Below are 18,111 nucleotides of genomic sequence, written 5' to 3'. Positions count from 1 at the left end.
ACACCAAGCCCGGCGTTGGCGGTCAGGTCAAGCCCGCTCGGTCACGCGCCGCATCAGCGCCTCCAGCGGGCCGCGCTTGAATTTGCGGAACCAAAGCAATGCGAACACCGAGGACAGCGCGCAGAACAGCACCGCATATCCCACGATCTGCGGTGCGCTCAGCGATCCGTTCAGCAGCCCAAGCTCGTCCAGCAGCCCCATCCCGATCAGAATATGCGCCATGTAAAGCGTCAGGCTCTGCCGTCCCGGTGCGGTCAGAAACCGTGCAATGCCGAGGCGTTCGATCACAGGCCAGAGTTTCAGTAACAGCCCGATCACCACGCAGGCCGAACCCGTGCCAGCGAGGATATAGAACGGGCCGGGCGGGATGGATTCGGTTCCCAGATAGGCCACCAGATCTGGGTCCGACACCAGCATCTGCGGAAACAGCGCCAGCACCGCCGCGCCAAAACCCCACATGATCAAGCGGTGCTGAATGCAGATCGTATGCAGTTCAGACCGGCCAATTGCCATCCCGATCAGCAGGAACGCGGCCCAGGGCAGCACCGGATGCCAGCCGTTGAACAGCGCGTTGCGCAGAAAGCCGGGCAGGGTCCAGAGGTCGGTGTAGGCCAGCGCCTGCCAATCCCAGCCCCGATCATAGTCAAAGATCAGATTGGCAATAACCGCCAGCGCCACGATCCCCAACGCCCCCAGCCACAGCCCGCGCGGAGCGGCGGTCAGAAACGCGGACCCGACCACGAAATACAGCGCGTAGAAATGCAGGATGTCAGCGTCGAACACCGTCATGTTGATCAGCCCGACCCCAAACAGGAACGCCGCCCGACGCAGCAGCAGCCCGGCCGCGATGCGCGACAACCCGATGCCGATCCCGGCCAGCACGACAAACAAAGCTGCCGCGCGCCCTTCCAGTGCATCAATCAGGGTCGACGCCCAATCCGACCCCGGCGCGACCTCGGCTGCGATGCGAAAGTTCACCAGCACCATGCCGCAAAAGGCCAGAAATCGGGCGGCATCCAGTGCATCGAGTCGTTTCATCAATCCTCGCAGACCGCTAAGTGCCTGCCTTTTAGTCATTAATCAGCGTCAACATGGCAAGGGCCGGGGCCATTTCAAGCAACACGAACGCAAAAGCCCGGCACATTGGCTTTGCGGCAACAGGTTAAAGATTGGATTAAGCCTCATCCCCGCATCTTGAAACCCGCGCCGACCTGCCCAACCTCAGAACCAAAGGAGAGGCCGATGGTGCAGATTCAACACGCAAACCCAAGCGCGAGCCATCGCGGGATCGAGCGCGCGAAAGCCGTGCTGCTGGGCCTCGTTCTGGTGGGGGCGGTGCTCTATGCTGGCATCCTCGGCTATATGTATTTCAACCAGCAATCGCTGCTTTACAAACCCGACGGCGAATTGCCCGATCCCGCCAGCGTGGGTCTGGCGGATGTGGATGCCCTGTCGCTGCCCATGGCCGATGGCACCGTCCTGACGGTCTGGAGCGCCCCCGCGGCTACCTCGGATGCGCCCACGGTGCTGTTTTTCCACGGCCAAAGCGGCAATCTGGGCGACCGCGCCGACCGGATGCGCGAAATCCTCAACTCGGGCTACGGGCTGCTTGCGCCCAGCTATCGCGGGTTTCCGGGCAGCGAGGGCGAACCCTCGGAACCAGCGCTGATCTCGGATGGTGTCCAGCTGTTCGACCGGCTGCAGGCCGAGGGTAAAGACGTGGTCTTGCACGGTCAGAGCCTCGGCACCGGTATCGCCGCCGCTGTCGCCGCGGAGCGCCCCAGTGCCGAGTTGCTGGTGCTTGAGGCGCCCTTCACTGCAACCGTCGATGTAGCGGCTGAACGCTATCCGTTTCTGCCGGTTTCGGCCCTGATGAAAGACCAGTTTGCCACCCGCGATCTGATCGAACGCATCACGGTGCCGACGCTGATCTTCCATGGAACCGAGGATGAAACCATCCCCGTACACCACGGCAAGGCGCTGGCTGAGATGTCCGACACGGCGCAGCTATACGTGATCCCGGACGGCACCCATAACGACCTCTGGTCGTATGGGCTGTGGGACGACGTGCATCAGAAGCTACAGCAAAACTAAGCTCAGAGTATCCGCCCGGCCACCGCATCCAGCTTGACCAACAGCGCCGGATCGCGCTTCTCGGGGGCGGTCAGGATGGCGTATTCCAGCGCTCTGTCACAGCCATGCGGGCAGGGCGCGCGGTCAGCCCCCAACAGTGCGGGCAAACCCTTGACCAGCGTCCGGCCTTTCTCGGCATTGCCGGTCAGGGTGGCGATGATAGCGGTCACGTCAACCTCACCATGATCCGGGTGCCAACTGTCATAGTCGGTCACCATGGCGATCGAGGCATAACAAAGCTCGGCCTCGCGGGCGAGCGTCGCCTCGGGCATGTTGGTCATGCCGATCACATCACAGCCCCAGTGTTCGCGGTACATTTTGGATTCCGCCAGCGAGGAAAACTGCGGTCCCTCCATCGCCAGATAAGTGCCGCCGCGATGCACGGTGATGCCCGCTGCCTTGCCAGCAGTCTCACAGGCATCCGACAGGCGCGGACAGGTCGGATGAGCGACACTGACATGGGCCACGCAGCCGGTGCCAAAGAAACTTTTCTCGCGCGCAAAGGTCCGGTCGATGAACTGATCCACGATCACGAAATCACCGGGTGCCATATGCTCGCGAAACGATCCGCAGGCCGAGACCGAGATCACATCCGTCGCCCCCAGCCGTTTCAGCGCATCGATATTGGCGCGATAGGGTACTTCGGTCGGCGAATGCACATGGCCGCGCCCGTGGCGGGGCAAAAAGGCCATCTCGACCCCGCCCAGCGATCCGGTCAGGATCTGATCCGACGGATCACCCCAGGGCGTTTCCACTGTGACCCATTCGGCATTTTCCAGACCGTCGATGTCATAAATGCCCGATCCTCCGATGACGGCGATTTTTGTTTGGGTCACGCTGGCTCTCCGCTGAAAATAACTGTTGTAAGAGTTCTGAGGGTCGGGGCGGTTTTTGACAAGTGGCTTCAACGGTTTGTGTGCCACGAACACCAGCCATGCACCTGGCGCATAACAGGTTCCCGTCTGGCGCCGTATCTCGCGCCACGTTTGACCGCTAGAAGGCCCCTTTCGCGCGAACATATCTGACCACAGGACGTCCAATGCCCCGAGCCTTGCTGGCAAGCTTTGCCAATCGCCTAGCCATACCCGATCTGCGCTGGGTCCCCGACGAAGGCCTGACCTTCTCGCGCCTGCGGATCGAGCTGCTGTCCGGTTTGACCGTCGCGCTGGCGCTTGTGCCCGAAGCTGTGGCGTTTGCCTTTGTCGCCGGGGTGCATCCTTTGGTCGGGCTCTACGCCGCTTTTCTGGTCGGTCTGATCACGGCGCTGATCGGGGGGCGTCCGGGCATGATCTCGGGGGCGACGGGTGCATTGGCGGTCGTCATGGTTGCGCTGGTGGCCCAGCATGGGGTCGAATACCTTTTTGCTACGGTTGTCCTGATGGGGATCATGCAGATCGTTGCCGGTGCAATGCACTGGGGCCGTTTCATTCGTCTTGTGCCGCACCCGGTGATGCTGGGGTTCGTGAACGGTTTGGCGATTGTGATCTTTTTGGCCCAGTTGGGTCAGTTCAAAGTTCCCGGCACCATGGAAAACACCGGTCACGGCATGGGGGGTGGAGAGTGGCTCTCGGGCATGCAGCTCTATACGATGCTTGGTCTTGTGGCGCTGACCATGGCGGTGATCTGGGTCATGCCCAGAATTACACGCATCATTCCAGCGCCTCTTGCGGGCATCGTGGTCGTGGCGGCCCTTGTGATTGGCATTGGGCTGGACGTCCCACGCGTCGGTGATCTGGCCTCGATTGAAGGCGGGTTGCCCAGCTTCCACATCCCGATGGTGCCGTTGAACTGGCAGACCTTGGAAATCATATTGCCGTATGCCCTGATTCTCGCCGCTATCGGGTTGATCGAGTCTCTGCTGACGCTGAACCTTGTGGGTGAGATTACCGGCAAACGCGGGGGCGCGTCGCAGGAATGCATCGCGCAGGGCACGGCAAATGTGGTGACCGGTTTCTTCGGCGGCATGGGCGGCTGCGCGATGATCGGGCAATCCATGATCAATGTGAAATCGGGCGGACGCACGCGCATTGCGGGCATCGCTGCGGCGCTCTTCCTGCTGCTTTTCATTCTTGTTGGCTCGCCGCTGATCGAGCAAATCCCACTGGCTGCGCTGGTTGGTGTTATGTTCATGGTGGTCATCGGAACATTTGCCTGGAACTCGCTGAACATCCTGCGCAAGGTTCCCCTGACGGACGCTTTCGTGATTGTGCTTGTGACAGTGGTAACGGTCATGGAAGACCTTGCCGTGGCGGTTGTTGTGGGTGTGATCGTGTCGGCGCTGGCCTATGCGTGGAATAACGCAAAACGTATCCATGCCGTCACTCGTGAGTCCGCGACCGAACAGGGGGCGAAGGTCTACGAAATTCAGGGCCCGCTGTTCTTTGGCTCGTCCGAAGGATTTGTAGAGTTGTTTGATGTTCCAAGCGATCCAGAGACGGTGATCATCGACTTCGCAGCCAGCCGCGTGGTGGACCAATCCGCCTTGCAGGCCATCGAGAATATCGCCGGAAAGTATGAGGCAGCGGGCAAACGCGTTATGCTGCGGCATCTGAGCCGCGATTGCCACAAGCTTCTGAACAAGGCCGGTCACCTGATGGTCGACAGCGATGACGACCCGGATTACGAACTCGCCGTGGATTACTCGGTCCGCACCGGTATTCTGGGTGGCCACTGAGGATTTTGCGAGGCTCTGCCTCGCGCTCCGGGATATTTGGGGCCAGATGAAGAACGGATCCCTGCTTCATCTGGCTATAAATATCCCGGGGGAGGCGCCCGGCGGGCGGCGGGGGCAGAGCCCCCATGAACCACGTGTCAATCGTCGGGACGGTCGAGCGAGAACACTTCGCTGATAACCGCATAGTCGCGATACCCCAATCGCGAGAGCGGGTTGAAAGAAGTCACGTCAAACTTGCCGTCGCGGATGTGATTATCATCCAGATGTACACCGATGACCTCGCCGAACACCACGCGGTTCGCTTCACCCGGAAGGGTCACGATCTGTGTCAGTTTGCATTCCAGCGCTGCAGGAGCCGCTGCCACCCGCGAGCAAGGGATGGTTTCGCATTCAATGGCCGTCAGACCTGCGTGCACGAACTCGTCAATCTGCTTCGGCAGGCCCGCCGAGCTGGCATTCATTGCGTCGCGATGCGCATGTGCCACGACGTTGACGCAGAATACGCCGGTCGCTTCGATATTTGCGATGCTGTCCTTGCCGTTGTCCTGGTCGTGTTTCGTGCTGGTCGTGGCGAACATCACTTGGGGCGGTGTATAGGCAACGCCGTTGAAGAACGAATAAGGGGCAAGATTGTTGATCCCGTCTGCGTCCCGGGTCGAGATCCAGCCGATCGGTCGCGGTGTTATGATGGCGTTGAACGGGTTGTGCGGCAGGCCGTGGCCGTCTTCGGGGCGATAGAACATAAGGTCTCCAAGCGTTTGCCCAAGGCGTACCGAAGTGCTAGGGCGAATTCCAGTAGGTAAAAGAGGGCGCGCGTGCAGCAATTCAGGATCAGGCCGGAAGAGCCAGACGACTGGTGGGAGGTCGAAGCGCTCTATGACCTGTGCTTTGCGCCCGGACGAGAGGCGCTGTCGTCCTATCGGCTGCGCGATGATGTGCCGCCGGTGGCCGGGCTGTCTCAGGTGGCGCGCGACGGGCAGGGCATTCTGGCAGGAGCGATAAGATTCTGGCCTGTGCATGTGGGCGAGCACGACGCCTTGTTGTTGGGCCCGGTTGCGGTTCATCCAACGCACCAAGGAGAAGGGCTGGGCGGGTTCCTGATTCATCAAGGGGTCGAGGTCGGCTGCGCGAAGGGTTGGGATCGCGTCATGCTGGTCGGAGATGCTCCGTATTACGCGCGGTTTGGCTTCACCCGGCTTTCGGAGATCGAGATGCCGCCGCCCACAAACCCTGATCGGGTGCTGGGATTGGAACTGAGACCCGGGACATGGGCCGGTGTTCAGGGGCCCGTCACGCGTTGGACCCGTTAGTGCTATTGAAAATGCACCGGGACGTGCCGATGTCTTTGGGACAGGAGGGCTCGGATGCAGGACGTAGTGTTTGTCGAGAAACTCGACCTTGAAGCCGAGCTGGATCGCTTGGCTGGGCTGCATGCTTCGGCTGGCGGTGCCGGGGTATCTTTGCTGAACAAACTGGGTGACGGGGCAGAGTCCCTGTTGGATCAGTTGCCTTTGCCAGTACGGCACGGGCTGACCGAGGCGACCGAACAGGCGCTATGGCTTGCTGTGCGCGCCGCGGATAGATCCCGTCATGCGGTTCCGGATCAGAAAATGTGGGTCAATACGGCTTTGACCACCGCGATGGGGGCGGCTGGCGGTTTTGGCGGTGTTTCAACCGCCTTGGTCGAGTTGCCAGCGACGACAACCATGATCCTGCGTGCGATTCAGGGTGCGGCTGCGCGCGAAGGATTTGACCCAGCCGCAGAGAACGTGAAGTTCGATTCGATCCGTGTTCTGTCGGCTGCTGGACCATTAGAGGCTGATGACGGCGCTGATCTGGGCTTTTTCTCGACGCGCCTGACGCTGACGGGATCCGCGATGCAGCGCTTGATTTCGATGGTGGCACCGCGCCTTTCGGTGGTGCTAGGTCAGAAACTGGCGGCGCAATCGGTGCCGGTTCTTGGGGCTTTGGCCGGAGGCGGTACGAATTTCATCTACACCAGATATTACCAGCAGATCGCCCATGTTCATTTCGGTCTGCGCCGCTTGGCTATTGATGCGGACCTGCCACCTGAATTTCTTCAGCAACAGTTAACGCGCCGCCTTAAAGCTTAAGCCGGGAAAGTGCATAAAACTTGGCACAGCCTTCATGATATGGTAACTTTCGCTGTATAAACCGCAACATAAGCGGGACGAGCAGTGAGTATGACGCGTGTTTGACGGGCGCATGAATCAACTTGATAGCGGGCTTTTGGCCGAAAACCTCTCGCTTGCGGGGGCTTTGCCGGTTTATGCGCAATCTGCGGCGCTATGTTATCGCATCGAAGCGGGGCAAGCTAAGATCTTACTGGTCACAAGTCGCAAGGCAGGCCGCTGGATTATCCCGAAAGGCTGGTTGATCAACGGTTTGAGTGCGTCTGAGACGGCGGCCCGTGAGGCCTGGGAAGAGGCAGGTGCGCTGGGCGTGTGCGGTACAGAAAGTCTGGGGCGCTTTGCCTATGTCAAGAAACGTCCCAACAAACCGTCCGCCGTGTGCGTGGTGGACGTTTTTCCGCTGCATGTGCGACGGTTGGCCACCACTTTCCCAGAGGCGGGGGAACGCAAGCGCAAGTGGTACTCTCCCAAAAAGGCAGCGCAGCGTGTGGCGTCCGCAGACTTGGCGGCATTGTTACGTGGATTCGGACGCCTGACGCACTAGTGCGTCAAGATCAAGACTTGATATTGCCATGTTGGTCGGTATCTATTCGCCCAACGAATGCTGGACTTGCAATGATTCAATACGCCTTGAAATGCCACGACGGCCACAGCTTTGATAGCTGGTTTCAATCTGCGGCCGCTTTTGACAAGCTTTTGGCTGCTGGCATGATCAATTGCGCAGTCTGCGGGTGCGACAAGGTCGAAAAGGCCGTTATGACGCCAAGAGTGCAGCCTGCAGGTCGTGCGGCATCTGATGCGACTACGACATCGGCTGCGCCCGATCGGGTTGCCATGGCCACGTCCTCGCCCGAGATCGAGAAAGTACTTTCCGAACTGCGGCGCAAGGTCGAGGAGAACTCGGACTATGTCGGTCGGGATTTCGCCAGCGAGGCCCGAAAAATTCACTTGGGCGATGCACCAGAACGCGCGATCTATGGCGAAGCAAAGCCCGAGGAAGCCCGTGCGCTGGTTGAAGATGGTGTGCCGGTGGCGCCGCTGCCTTTTGTTCCATCCCGCAAGACGAACTGAAGCATGCATGTCGTGATCACAGGCGCGGGCCGCGGGATCGGCAAGGCCCTTGCAGATCGCTATCGTGAAACGGGCCACGCCGTTACTGGAACCGCGCGTGACGGCAGCGCAGATGTTATACTAGATGTCGCCGACCCGCAGCAGCAAAGAGCGATGGCCGGGCGCCTCAAGGATCGTCCCGTTGACCTGCTGGTCTGCAATGCGGGTGTGTATCTGGACAAAGGCCAAAGTTTGGACGGATATCCGGCTGAGATGTGGGCACAAACCTTTGCGGTCAATGTGACCGGAGTGTTTCTTACGGTTCAGTCGCTGCTGCCAAATCTGCGCGCAGCGCAGGGGCGTGTTGTCATTCTGTCGTCTCAGATGGCCTCTCATACCCGCGCGCCGGGTGGCAGCTATATCTATCGCGCCTCAAAAGCTGCTGTGTTGAATCTGGGCCGCAATCTGGCGATGGACTTGCGCGGTGACGGGATCGCAGTGGGCATCTACCACCCCGGCTGGGTGCGGACCGATATGGGTGGTGCGGCAGCGGACCTGTCCGTAGCGCATGCGGCGGACGGCCTGATCACACGCTTCGATGCCCTGTCACTTGAGACCACGGGATGTTTCGAGACCTGGGACGGTCGACCGCATCCTTACTGAGTGTTCAACGCGGCCTGCGGGATTTCATAAACCTCGCCGGGGTCGACGAAGATGATCATCAGATCGCCCCGTGTTTCATAAGTCACCTTCGACGGGGAACTGCTCGACTCGGGCACGCCGTCAGCGAAGTAAATCCGGCGCACTTCTCCGGTTTTCAGCTGCACGGCCAGGGTGATTGTACCGTCTTCGCGCTTGCGCAATTCAGCAGGGCAGCTTTCCAGCGTTTCGCCCGCATGTGCCGCGCAGGGTACGGTTCCCAGCGCGTTCTGGCCGTCAGTACCCGACAGGGTCGCGACCTGCGCGTGGGCAGCGGTTGAGATCAGGGTCAGTGCAGCGGCGAAACGATACATGGAAATCCTCTTGGGCGAATGGTTGTGCGCAGGCTGACACCCGGGCGGTGCAATGTAAAGCGGCCCCGCGTCGCAGGCGAAACTTCTTTGCGCCCTTGCCCTTACGCCCCCCCTCGCATAAGACGCTCGGGATCGGAAATCCAAGGCGCGGAGACTTTTGCCCCCATGCCCGTACTCGTGATGAAATTCGGCGGCACTTCGGTCGCCAATCTGGACCGTATCCGCCGCGCTGCCAAGCGCGTGGGGGTCGAGGTTGCCAAAGGCTATGACGTCATCGTCATCGTGTCGGCCATGTCCGGAAAGACCAACGAACTGGTGGGCTGGGTCGACGAAATCTCGCCGCTTTATGACGCGCGCGAATATGATGCGGTGGTGTCGTCAGGTGAGAATGTCACCGCCGGTCTGATGGCGCTGACCCTGCAGGAAATGGATATCCCGGCCCGCAGCTGGCAGGGCTGGCAGGTGCCGCTGATCACCAATGGCGCGCATTCGGCGGCGCGGATCGAAGAAATCCCGCCCGAAAATATCACCCAGAAATTCGGCGAAGGGATGCGTGTCGCGGTTGTCGCGGGCTTTCAGGGTATCAGCCCCGAGGGACGCATCACCACGCTGGGCCGGGGCGGCTCGGACACCACCGCCGTGGCTTTTGCCGCAGCGTTCGAGGCTGAGCGTTGCGACATCTATACGGATGTGGACGGCGTCTATACCACCGACCCGCGCATCTGTGAAAAGGCGCGCAAGCTGGACAAGATCTCGTTCGAGGAAATGCTCGAACTGGCCTCGCTGGGGGCCAAGGTGCTGCAAACCCGCTCGGTCGAGCTGGCGATGCGCTACAAGGTGAAACTGCGTGTTCTCTCAAGCTTTGAAGAACAATCCGACGAGGCCGGCACGCTGGTCGTCGACGAGGAGGAAATCATGGAATCGAATGTAGTCTCGGGCGTCGCCTATTCGCGGGATGAGGCCAAGATGACCGTGGTCTCGGTCGCCGACCGCCCCGGTATCGCTTCAACCATCTTCACCGCGCTCAGCGATGAGGGTGTGAATGTGGACATGATCATCCAGAACATCTCGGATGAAGGTCGCACCGATATGACCTTTTCCTGTCCCACCAATCAGGTGACCCGCGCCGAAAAGGCGCTGCTGGCGATCAAGGAACAGGGTGAGTTGAACTATGCCGAACTGGTCGCGGATGAGGATGTCTGCAAGGTGTCGGTTGTGGGCATCGGCATGCGTTCGCAGTCCGGTGTTGCGGCCAAGATGTTCAAAATCCTCTCGGACGAGGGGATCAACATCAAAGTCATCACAACCTCCGAGATCAAAATTTCCGTGTTGATCGACAGGAAATACATGGAACTTGCGGTTCAGGCGCTGCATGATGCCTTTGAACTGGACAAGGCGGCCTGAGCTGATCGGCCAAGGTCACGCCTGATACCCTAAGACGGTTGGGCCATGGCGGACGGAACGGAAACAGAATCCCGCAAGCTGCTGGGTCGGTTGCGCGAAGAGATGGCCAGCGAGGCCGCCGGTCAGGAGCGTCTTGACCGGATCACGCAATTGATTGCTGACAGCATACGGGCCGAGGTTTGCTCGATCTATCTGTTCCGCGATGAGGACACTCTGGAACTCTGCGCGACGGAAGGTTTGTCGCCCGAGGCGGTGCACAAGACACGGATGCGCATGGGCGAGGGGCTGGTGGGCCGCGTGGCCAAGTCCGGTAAGGTGGTGAACGCTGCTGACGCGCCCTCGGCCAAGGGCTTCCGCTATATGCCCGAGACGGGCGAGGAACGGTTTTCCTCCTTTCTGGGTGTCCCGGTACAGCGTCTTGGCGAAAAGCTTGGCGTTCTGGTCGTGCAATCCCGCGACGCGCGCGAGTTTTCGGCGGATGAGGTCTATGCACTGGAAGTGGTCGCCATGGTGCTGGCCGAGATGGCTGAGCTGGGTGCTTTCGTGGGCGAGGGCGCGGCCCTGTCGCCGCTGCACCAGCAATCGGTCCAGCTGACCGGCGGCCCGGCGCAGGAGGGCTCGGCCGAGGGTCATGTCTGGCTGCACGAACCCCGCGTGGTCGTCACGAACCCCATCGCCGACGATCCGCACCGCGAACGCGAACGGCTGACCGAGGCGGTCGAAGAACTGCGCGTCGGTGTCGACAAGATGCTTGAGATTTCGCAGGGAGGCGATACCGAGCAACTTCAGGTGCTCGAAGCGTATCGCATGTTTGCCAATTCCAAGGGCTGGATGCGCCGGATGGAGGAAGACATCGCGCTCGGCCTCAGCGCCGAGGCGGCGGTCGAGAAAGAACAATCGCAAGCCCGCGCCCGCATGGGTCAGGTGACCGACCCCTATTTGCGCGAACGGCTGGCCGATCTGGATGATCTCAGCAACCGTCTGTTGCGTATCCTGACGGGGCAGGGCAACACCAACGGGGCCGACCTGCCGCCCGATCCGATCCTGATCGCCCGCAATATCGGACCCGGAGACCTTCTGGAATATGGTCGCGCGCTCAAGGGTATCGTGCTGGAAGAGGGGTCGGTCGGCAGTCATGCCACCATCGTCGCCCGCGCGCTGGCGATCCCGCTGGTGGTGCATGTGGGCCGGATCACGACCGAGGCGCTGAACGGCGATCATATCCTTGTCGATGGTGACAACGGCGTGGTCCATCTGCGCCCTGAGGACACCGTGGTCAGCGCTTTCCGCGACAAGGTCGCCATGCAGGCCAAGGCGCAGGAACGCTATGCCTCGATCCGCGAAACCCCCACCGTTACCCGCGACGGGGAACGGATCAGCCTTGTGATGAATGCTGGCCTGATGGCCGATCTGCCCTCGCTGGGCAATTCAGGCGCCGAAGGTGTGGGCCTGTTCCGGACCGAGCTGCAGTTCCTGATCCGCAACCAGATGCCCAAACGGTCGGAACTTGTGACGCAATATCAGCGCGTACTGGACGCGGCAGGTGACAAGCGGGTGGTGTTCCGCACGCTGGACATCGGGTCCGACAAGGTGCTGCCCTATATGAAGCATGTGGCCGAGCCGAACCCGGCGCTGGGCTGGCGTGCCATCCGGGTTGGTCTGGACAAGCGTGGTGTGATGCGGATGCAGCTGCAGGCGCTGATCCGCGCCGCCAATGGCCGCCCGCTGACGGTGATGTTCCCCTTTGTGGCGCAGGCTGATGAGTTCCGCGAGGCCCGCTGGGAGGTCAAGAAAACCATCGAGCGCGAACGGCGGCTGGGCCATGTCCTGCCCGAAACGCTCGAGGTTGGCGCGATGCTGGAAACCCCGTCGCTGGGTTTTGCACCGCAGAAATTCTTTGACGAGGTCGGGTTTATCTCGATCGGCGGCAATGATCTGAAACAGTTCTTCTTTGCGGCCGACCGCGAAAACGAACTGGTGCGCCGCCGCTATGACACGCTGAATGTCAGCTTTCTCAGCTTCATCGAACGCATTGTCGAGCGGTGCCAGATTTCGGACACCCCGCTCAGCTTTTGCGGCGAAGATGCGGGCCGCCCGGTCGAGGCGCTGTGTCTGGCCGCCATGGGTATTCGCACCCTGTCGATGCGCCCGGCCTCGATCGGGCCGGTCAAAAGCCTGCTGCTGCGGTCCAACCTGCAGGATGTGCGCAAGATCATCGCCGACGCGCGCCATCGGGGTGAACAATCGGTGCGCCCGGCGGTGATGGATTGGCTGCGCACACAGTCCTGACCTGCGCTGACTGATACTGTGTAAGTTTCAGGTAGGGTTCTTCTGACCAAACCACAGCACTGGTTTCGGCGCTGCAGACAAATCCGGGCTTGATTTTTGCCCTTGGGTTACTTATCCAACCGATGAATGTTAGCGTTAACAGAGAAAAGCAACGCTTCACCCATACATATTCGGGCAGCCCGCTGCTAAACAGGCGGTGAACCCCGAAAAGGAGCCTCACCATGGTCTCACGCGTTATTCCGGTGGATCCGTTCGACCTCGTGCTGTTCGGCGCGACCGGCGATCTGGCGCAGCGGAAGATTTTGCCGGGGCTGTATCACCGCTTCGAAGTGGGCCAGATGCCCGAGGATGCGCGGATTATCGGCACCGCGCGCTCGGATATGGACAGTGACGCATTCCGCGACGTGTTGCGCGCCTCGATGCAGAAGTTTGCGCCGCAGTTCCAGAAGGAGACGTTGGATCGGTTCCTGCGCCAAGTGGAGTATGTGCCGGTGGATGCTCTGGGAGAGGCGGGCTGGTCCGACCTGACCGCGCTGCTGCGTCCCGATGTGGTGCGGGCCTTTTACCTCTCGGTCGGGCCCAGCCTGTTTTCGGGCATCGCTCAGGGCCTGAATGACAATGGGCTTGCCACGCCAGACAGCCGCATCGTGGTTGAAAAACCCTTCGGGCACGATCTTGCGTCGGCCAAAGCGCTGAACGAAGGGCTGCGCGCCTGTTTCGAAGAGCATCAGATTTACCGGATCGACCATTATCTGGGCAAGGAAACCGTACAGAACCTGATGGCGCTGCGCTTTGCCAATTCCCTGTTCGAACCGCTTTGGAACGCGACCCATGTGGATCACGTTCAGATCACCGTCGCCGAGACCGTCGGCGTTGAAGGGCGCGGGGCCTACTACGATCAATCCGGCGCGATGCGGGACATGATCCAGAACCATCTGGTGCAACTGCTCTGCCTGACCGCGATGGAGCCGCCCTCGAAATTCGCGCCCAACGCGGTGCGCGATGAGAAGGTTAAGGTGATCGAGGCGCTGGAGCCGGTCGAGCCCAAGGATATCGCGCGCGGTCAGTACCGAACGGATCAGGGCGGCGACGGTTATCTGGATCACGTCGGAAACCCGGCAAGTCGGACCGAAAGCTTCATTGCGCTGAAGGCGCATATCGGTAACTGGCGCTGGGCGGGCGTACCGTTCTATTTGCGCACCGGCAAACGCCTGCGGGCACGCGAATCCGAAATTGCGGTGTTCTTCCGCGATCCGCCACATACGATTTTCCCGAATGTGGGCCCTCTGCACGGCAACGTGCTGGTGATCCGCCTGCAACCGGACGAGGGCATCACCCTGCGCACCACCATCAAAGAACCGGGGCAGGGTGGTTTCCGCCTGTCCGACGTGGCGTTGGACATGAGCTTTGCGGACGCGCTGGGTGACGACTCGAAGTCTCCGGACGCCTATGAGCGCCTGATCATGGATGTGATCCGGGGCGATCAGACGCTGTTCATGCGCGGGGATGAGGCCGAGGCCGCATGGGCCTGGGTCGATCCCATCATTCATGGGTGGGAGGAACGCGGCGACAAGCCCGCGAAATACGACCAAGGAAGTTCGGGACCCGAAGAAGCATTGATGCTGATGCATCGCGATGGCCGCCGTTGGCGGCAGATCGGAGGTTAATCATGGTCAATACAGTAATATCTGACGTCACCAAACGCATCATCGACCGCAGCGCCGATCTGCGCGGCCCGCATCTTGAGCGGATGGAGCAGGCCAAGTCCAAAGGCCCCGCCCGCGCGCATCTGTCCTGCAGCGGTCAGGCCCATGCCTATGCTGGCGCTGGCGAGGATCAGCAGTCCATGGCCACGGGCACGGCAGGCAATCTGGGCATCGTCACCGCCTATAACGACATGCTCTCGGCCCACCAGCCGTTCGAACGCTACCCCGCCCTGATCCGAGATGCGATTCGTGCGGCGGGTGGCACGGCGCAGGTCGCAGGGGGCGTGCCCGCCATGTGCGACGGCGTCACGCAGGGCGAGGCGGGGATGGAACTGTCCCTGTTTTCCCGCGATGTGATCGCGCTGGCCACTGGCGTGGCGCTCAGCCACAACACCTATGACGCGGCCGTGTTCCTCGGCGTCTGCGACAAGATCGTGCCCGGTCTGATCATCGGCGCGCAGGCCTTTGGCCATCTGCCCGCGGTGTTCCTGCCCGCCGGTCCGATGACCAGCGGCCTGCCAAACGACGAAAAGGCCAAGGTCCGTCAGCAATTCGCCGCCGGAGAGGTGGGCCGCGACGCCCTGATGAAGGCCGAAATGGCCGCCTATCACGGCCCCGGCACCTGCACCTTCTACGGCACCGCCAATACGAACCAGATGCTGATGGAGTTCATGGGCCTGCACCTGCCGGGCTCCAGCTTCGTCAACCCAAACACGCCCCTGCGCGATGCATTGACCGAGGAAGGCGCCCGCCGGGCGCTGTCGCTGAGCGCGCTGGGCAATCACTACACCCCGGTTTGCCAGATCCTCGACGAACGCGCTTTCATCAACGGCATCGTCGGCCTCATGGCCACCGGGGGCTCTACCAACCTGCTGATCCACCTGATCGCCATGGCGCGCGCAGGGGGTATCGTGTTGGATTGGGAGGATTTTTCCGATATCTCCGCCGTCGTCCCTCTGGTCGCGCGGGTCTATCCGAACGGTCTCGCCGACGTGAACCATTTCCACGCCGCAGGGGGCTTGGGCTTTACGATCGGCACGCTGCTCAACGAAGGGCTGTTGCACCCCGACACCCTGACCGTCGCCGGGCAGGGCCTGCACAATTACACCAAGGAACCCAAGCTGAAAGACGGCGAACTGGTCTGGGAAGACGGCGCGGGCCACAGCCTGAACGAAAAGATCGTCCGCCCCGCCAATGATCCGTTCCAGCCCACCGGAGGCCTCTCGCGCCTGACCGGCAATCTGGGTACCGGCGTCATGAAAGTCTCAGCCGTCGCACCCGAACATCAGGTGGTCGAAGCCGCCGTGCGGGTCTTCCACGACCAGAACGCCGTCAAAGACGCCTTCAAAGCAGGGGAATTCACCGGCGACACCATCGTCGTCGTCCGCTTTCAGGGCCCCAAGGCCAACGGCATGCCGGAACTGCACTCGCTGACCCCAATGCTGTCGATCCTGCAGGGCCGAGGGCACAAGGTCGCGCTCGTCACCGATGGCCGCATGTCCGGCGCGTCGGGGAAGGTCCCCGCCGCCATCCATGTCTGTCCCGAGGCACTGGATCAGGGTCCAATCGCCTATCTGCAAGACGGCGACCTCCTGCGCGTGGATGCTGTGAAGGGAGAACTGGAAATCCTCACCCCCGGCGTCCTCGACCGGGTGCCAGCCACCGCCGACCTGACCGCGAACCAGCACGGCGTCGGGCGCGACCTCTTCGGTGCGTTCCGCCAGAACGTCGGTTCCGCCGACACCGGTGCCAGCATTTTCGGAGTCTGAACCTCATGTCCAAGACCCAACGCACGCGCGAGATTTGCGCACTGGCCCCCATCATCCCGGTACTGGTCGTCGATGACGTCGCCCATGCTCGTCCGCTGGCCCAAGCGCTGGTTGCCGGGGGCCTCCCCGCCCTCGAAGTCACCCTGCGCACCCCCGCCGCGCTGGACGTCATTCGGGCCATGGCGGACGTCTCCGGCGGTGTCGTCGGCGCAGGCACGTTGGTCACGCCCGAAGACGTGCGCGCGGCAAAGGAGGCTGGCGCGCAATTCGGCGTCTCGCCCGGGGCAACCGACGCGCTGATTGCGGCGTGCGAGGCCGAAGACCTGCCGCTGCTACCCGGTGCTGCCACCGCGACCGAGGCCATGGCCCTGCTGGAAAATGGCTATGACATGCTGAAGTTCTTCCCCGCCGAGGCCTCAGGCGGTGCACCGGCCCTGAAAGCCATCGGCGCGCCCCTGCCGCAGATCACCTTCTGCCCGACCGGAGGCGTCTCACCGTCCAATGCCCTCGATTACCTATCGTTGTCCAACGTGATTTGCGCGGGTGGTAGCTGGGTCGCTCCGAAACAGATGGTCCAAAACGGCGACTGGGCCGGGATCGAAACACTTGCGCGCGAGGCCGCCAGCCTGATGGATTGACGCCACAGGGCGACGCGCTAGGGTAAGCCTCAATTCAAACAGGTTGCCCCCATGACAAACCATATCTCTCTCGCGCATGGGCGTGAGTATCTGGCCATTCCCGGCCCCTCGGTCATGCCCGACGCGGTGTTGCAGGCGATGCATCGCGCCTCGCCCAATATTTATGAGGGCGCTTTGGTCGAGATGATGCCTGCGCTGCTGGAAGACCTGCGCCGCGTCGCCCGCACGCAGCACAGTGTCGCGATCTACATCGCCAACGGTCACGGTACATGGGAAGCCGCGTTGTCCAACGTCATCGCCCCCGGAGAGACCGTGCTGGCCCCGGCTTCGGGGCGTTTTACCAATGGCTGGGCGGAAATGGCCGAAGGGATCGGGGCTGAGGCGCAGCTGATCGACTTTGGCACCGCGTCGCCGTGGGATTTCAACCGGATCGAGGATGCGTTGCGGGCCGACACAGACCATAAGATCAAAGCGGTTCTGGCGGTCCACGTCGATACATCCAGCTCAATCCGAAACGACATCCCCGCACTGCGCGCCTTGCTGGACGACCTGCAGCATCCCGCGCTTCTGATGGCCGACTGCATCGCCTCGCTGGGCTGCGACCGGTTCGAGATGGACGCCTGGGGGGTCGATGTCACCGTAACCGCCTGCCAAAAGGGCTTGATGACACCCGCAGGCACCGGTTTCGTCTTCTTCAACGAAAAGGCACAAGCCAAACGGGCCGCTATGCCACGCGTCTCGAGGTATTGGGACTGGGAACCACGCGCCAACCCCGAGCTTTTCTACCAGCACTTCAACGGCACCGCGCCGACGCACCATCTCTACGGCCTGCGCGCCGCGCTCGACCTGATCCACGCTGAAGGGATCGAGCATGTCTGGGCCCGCCACGAACGTCTCGCCCATGCTATCTGGGCCGCCTGCGAGACCTGGGCCCAAGGCGGCGCGCTTGAGATGAACGTGCCTGACCGCGCCTATCGCAGTCACGCCGTGACGGCCTTGCGCCTGACCGACGGGCGCGGCACACCATTGCGCAAATTCACCGAAACCCAACTTGGTCTGACACTCGGCATTGGACTGGGTATGGAGGATTGGGACGGCTGCTTCCGCCTTGGCCATATGGGCCACGTCAATGCACAGATGGTCATGGCGATGCTGGGCAGCATGGAAACCGCTATGGCCGCGCTCGACATCCCACGCGGCTCAGGCGCGCTCGAAGCCGCCGCCGCGACACTCGCCAGCTAACACCGATCCGCCTCTTCATCTGGCCAAAAATATCCTCGGG

Annotated in this window: 17 protein-coding genes; 13 read left to right on the top strand and 4 right to left on the bottom strand. The window is 61.6% G+C overall.

The window, feature by feature from the left end:
• Positions 1-27: 27 nt before the first annotated feature.
• Positions 28-1,038 carry a DUF418 domain-containing protein gene (locus ACR3EN_RS01470; protein ID WP_480819398.1) on the bottom strand — a complete coding sequence of 337 codons (1,011 nt, stop codon included), beginning with the start codon at positions 1,036-1,038 and terminating at the stop codon, positions 28-30.
• A gap of 204 nt (positions 1,039-1,242) precedes the next feature.
• Here ACR3EN_RS01470 and ACR3EN_RS01465 point away from each other — a divergent pair, with 204 nt between their 5' ends.
• Positions 1,243-2,094 carry an alpha/beta hydrolase gene (locus tag ACR3EN_RS01465; protein WP_480819399.1) on the top strand — a complete coding sequence of 284 codons (852 nt, stop codon included), beginning with the start codon at positions 1,243-1,245 and terminating at the stop codon, positions 2,092-2,094.
• 2 nt (positions 2,095-2,096) lie between these two features.
• On the opposite strand, the gene ACR3EN_RS01460 is transcribed toward ACR3EN_RS01465, so the two are convergent.
• Complete coding sequence (locus ACR3EN_RS01460) at positions 2,097-2,969, bottom strand: S-methyl-5'-thioadenosine phosphorylase (RefSeq protein ID WP_480870253.1); 873 nt, start codon at positions 2,967-2,969, stop codon at positions 2,097-2,099.
• 203 nt (positions 2,970-3,172) lie between these two features.
• Here ACR3EN_RS01460 and ACR3EN_RS01455 point away from each other — a divergent pair, with 203 nt between their 5' ends.
• The gene (locus ACR3EN_RS01455) at positions 3,173-4,807 is read left to right on the top strand and encodes a SulP family inorganic anion transporter (RefSeq protein WP_480819401.1); all 1,635 of its coding nucleotides are present in this window, start codon (positions 3,173-3,175) and stop codon (positions 4,805-4,807) included.
• A gap of 137 nt (positions 4,808-4,944) precedes the next feature.
• On the opposite strand, the gene ACR3EN_RS01450 is transcribed toward ACR3EN_RS01455, so the two are convergent.
• A complete protein-coding gene (locus ACR3EN_RS01450; RefSeq protein WP_480819402.1) occupies positions 4,945-5,550 on the bottom strand; it encodes a flavin reductase family protein in 606 nt (201 codons plus the stop codon).
• Positions 5,551-5,622: 72 nt separating this feature from the next.
• On the opposite strand from ACR3EN_RS01450, the gene ACR3EN_RS01445 reads away from it, so the two are divergent.
• From ACR3EN_RS01445 to ACR3EN_RS01425, 5 genes are all read left to right on the top strand, one after another.
• Complete coding sequence (locus tag ACR3EN_RS01445) at positions 5,623-6,117, top strand: GNAT family N-acetyltransferase (RefSeq protein ID WP_480819403.1); 495 nt, start codon at positions 5,623-5,625, stop codon at positions 6,115-6,117.
• A 54-nt stretch (positions 6,118-6,171) separates the two neighbouring features.
• Positions 6,172-6,921 (top strand): EcsC family protein, encoded by a 750-nt coding sequence (locus tag ACR3EN_RS01440; protein ID WP_480819404.1) that lies wholly within the window; start codon positions 6,172-6,174, stop codon positions 6,919-6,921.
• Positions 6,922-7,033: 112 nt separating this feature from the next.
• On the top strand, positions 7,034-7,504 hold the full coding sequence (locus ACR3EN_RS01435; protein ID WP_480819405.1) for an NUDIX hydrolase: 471 nt from the start codon (positions 7,034-7,036) through the stop codon (positions 7,502-7,504).
• 71 nt (positions 7,505-7,575) lie between these two features.
• Complete coding sequence (locus ACR3EN_RS01430) at positions 7,576-8,031, top strand: DUF1178 family protein (RefSeq protein ID WP_480819406.1); 456 nt, start codon at positions 7,576-7,578, stop codon at positions 8,029-8,031.
• A 3-nt stretch (positions 8,032-8,034) separates the two neighbouring features.
• Positions 8,035-8,673 (top strand): SDR family NAD(P)-dependent oxidoreductase, encoded by a 639-nt coding sequence (locus ACR3EN_RS01425; protein WP_480819407.1) that lies wholly within the window; start codon positions 8,035-8,037, stop codon positions 8,671-8,673.
• Here ACR3EN_RS01425 and ACR3EN_RS01420 read toward each other — a convergent pair.
• Positions 8,667-9,023: a hypothetical protein gene (locus ACR3EN_RS01420; RefSeq protein ID WP_480819408.1), complete on the bottom strand. Its 357-nt coding sequence runs from the start codon at positions 9,021-9,023 to the stop codon at positions 8,667-8,669. The genes ACR3EN_RS01425 and ACR3EN_RS01420 overlap by 7 nt on opposite strands.
• Before the next feature lie 165 nt (positions 9,024-9,188).
• On the opposite strand from ACR3EN_RS01420, the gene ACR3EN_RS01415 reads away from it, so the two are divergent.
• From ACR3EN_RS01415 to ACR3EN_RS01390, 6 genes are all read left to right on the top strand, one after another.
• A complete protein-coding gene (locus tag ACR3EN_RS01415; RefSeq protein ID WP_480819409.1) occupies positions 9,189-10,427 on the top strand; it encodes an aspartate kinase in 1,239 nt (412 codons plus the stop codon).
• A 45-nt stretch (positions 10,428-10,472) separates the two neighbouring features.
• Positions 10,473-12,716, top strand: coding sequence for a phosphoenolpyruvate--protein phosphotransferase (ptsP, locus tag ACR3EN_RS01410; RefSeq protein WP_480819410.1), 2,244 nt, complete (start codon positions 10,473-10,475; stop codon positions 12,714-12,716).
• A gap of 221 nt (positions 12,717-12,937) precedes the next feature.
• The gene (zwf, locus tag ACR3EN_RS01405) at positions 12,938-14,383 is read left to right on the top strand and encodes a glucose-6-phosphate dehydrogenase (RefSeq protein ID WP_480819411.1); all 1,446 of its coding nucleotides are present in this window, start codon (positions 12,938-12,940) and stop codon (positions 14,381-14,383) included.
• Positions 14,384-14,385: 2 nt separating this feature from the next.
• Positions 14,386-16,191, top strand: a complete 1,806-nt coding sequence (gene edd, locus ACR3EN_RS01400) for a phosphogluconate dehydratase (protein WP_480819412.1) — start codon at positions 14,386-14,388, stop codon at positions 16,189-16,191.
• 5 nt (positions 16,192-16,196) lie between these two features.
• Positions 16,197-16,829 (top strand): bifunctional 4-hydroxy-2-oxoglutarate aldolase/2-dehydro-3-deoxy-phosphogluconate aldolase, encoded by a 633-nt coding sequence (locus ACR3EN_RS01395; protein WP_480819413.1) that lies wholly within the window; start codon positions 16,197-16,199, stop codon positions 16,827-16,829.
• Positions 16,830-16,880: 51 nt separating this feature from the next.
• Positions 16,881-18,071, top strand: a complete 1,191-nt coding sequence (locus ACR3EN_RS01390; protein ID WP_480819414.1) for a pyridoxal-phosphate-dependent aminotransferase family protein — start codon at positions 16,881-16,883, stop codon at positions 18,069-18,071.
• Positions 18,072-18,111 lie beyond the last annotated feature (40 nt).

This window comes from Ruegeria sp. G7 (genome assembly GCF_056535465.1).
Note: the sequence above shows the minus strand (reverse complement) of the source record. Positions and strands in the feature narration are given on the sequence as shown.

Excerpts from the sequence above, each read along its gene's own strand:
- ACR3EN_RS01470 (WP_480819398.1), bottom strand. The coding sequence starts at position 1,038 with ATGAAACGACTCGATGCACTGGATGCCGCCCGATTTCTGGCCTTTTGC.
- ACR3EN_RS01465 (WP_480819399.1), top strand. The coding sequence starts at position 1,243 with ATGGTGCAGATTCAACACGCAAACCCAAGCGCGAGCCATCGCGGGATC.
- ACR3EN_RS01455 (WP_480819401.1), top strand. The coding sequence starts at position 3,173 with ATGCCCCGAGCCTTGCTGGCAAGCTTTGCCAATCGCCTAGCCATACCC.
- ACR3EN_RS01450 (WP_480819402.1), bottom strand. The coding sequence starts at position 5,550 with ATGTTCTATCGCCCCGAAGACGGCCACGGCCTGCCGCACAACCCGTTC.
- ACR3EN_RS01440 (WP_480819404.1), top strand. The coding sequence starts at position 6,172 with ATGCAGGACGTAGTGTTTGTCGAGAAACTCGACCTTGAAGCCGAGCTG.
- ACR3EN_RS01435 (WP_480819405.1), top strand. The coding sequence starts at position 7,034 with ATGAATCAACTTGATAGCGGGCTTTTGGCCGAAAACCTCTCGCTTGCG.
- ACR3EN_RS01430 (WP_480819406.1), top strand. The coding sequence starts at position 7,576 with ATGATTCAATACGCCTTGAAATGCCACGACGGCCACAGCTTTGATAGC.
- ACR3EN_RS01425 (WP_480819407.1), top strand. The coding sequence starts at position 8,035 with ATGCATGTCGTGATCACAGGCGCGGGCCGCGGGATCGGCAAGGCCCTT.
- ACR3EN_RS01420 (WP_480819408.1), bottom strand. The coding sequence starts at position 9,023 with ATGTATCGTTTCGCCGCTGCACTGACCCTGATCTCAACCGCTGCCCAC.
- ACR3EN_RS01415 (WP_480819409.1), top strand. The coding sequence starts at position 9,189 with ATGCCCGTACTCGTGATGAAATTCGGCGGCACTTCGGTCGCCAATCTG.
- ptsP (WP_480819410.1), top strand. The coding sequence starts at position 10,473 with ATGGCGGACGGAACGGAAACAGAATCCCGCAAGCTGCTGGGTCGGTTG.
- zwf (WP_480819411.1), top strand. The coding sequence starts at position 12,938 with ATGGTCTCACGCGTTATTCCGGTGGATCCGTTCGACCTCGTGCTGTTC.
- edd (WP_480819412.1), top strand. The coding sequence starts at position 14,386 with ATGGTCAATACAGTAATATCTGACGTCACCAAACGCATCATCGACCGC.
- ACR3EN_RS01395 (WP_480819413.1), top strand. The coding sequence starts at position 16,197 with ATGTCCAAGACCCAACGCACGCGCGAGATTTGCGCACTGGCCCCCATC.
- ACR3EN_RS01390 (WP_480819414.1), top strand. The coding sequence starts at position 16,881 with ATGACAAACCATATCTCTCTCGCGCATGGGCGTGAGTATCTGGCCATT.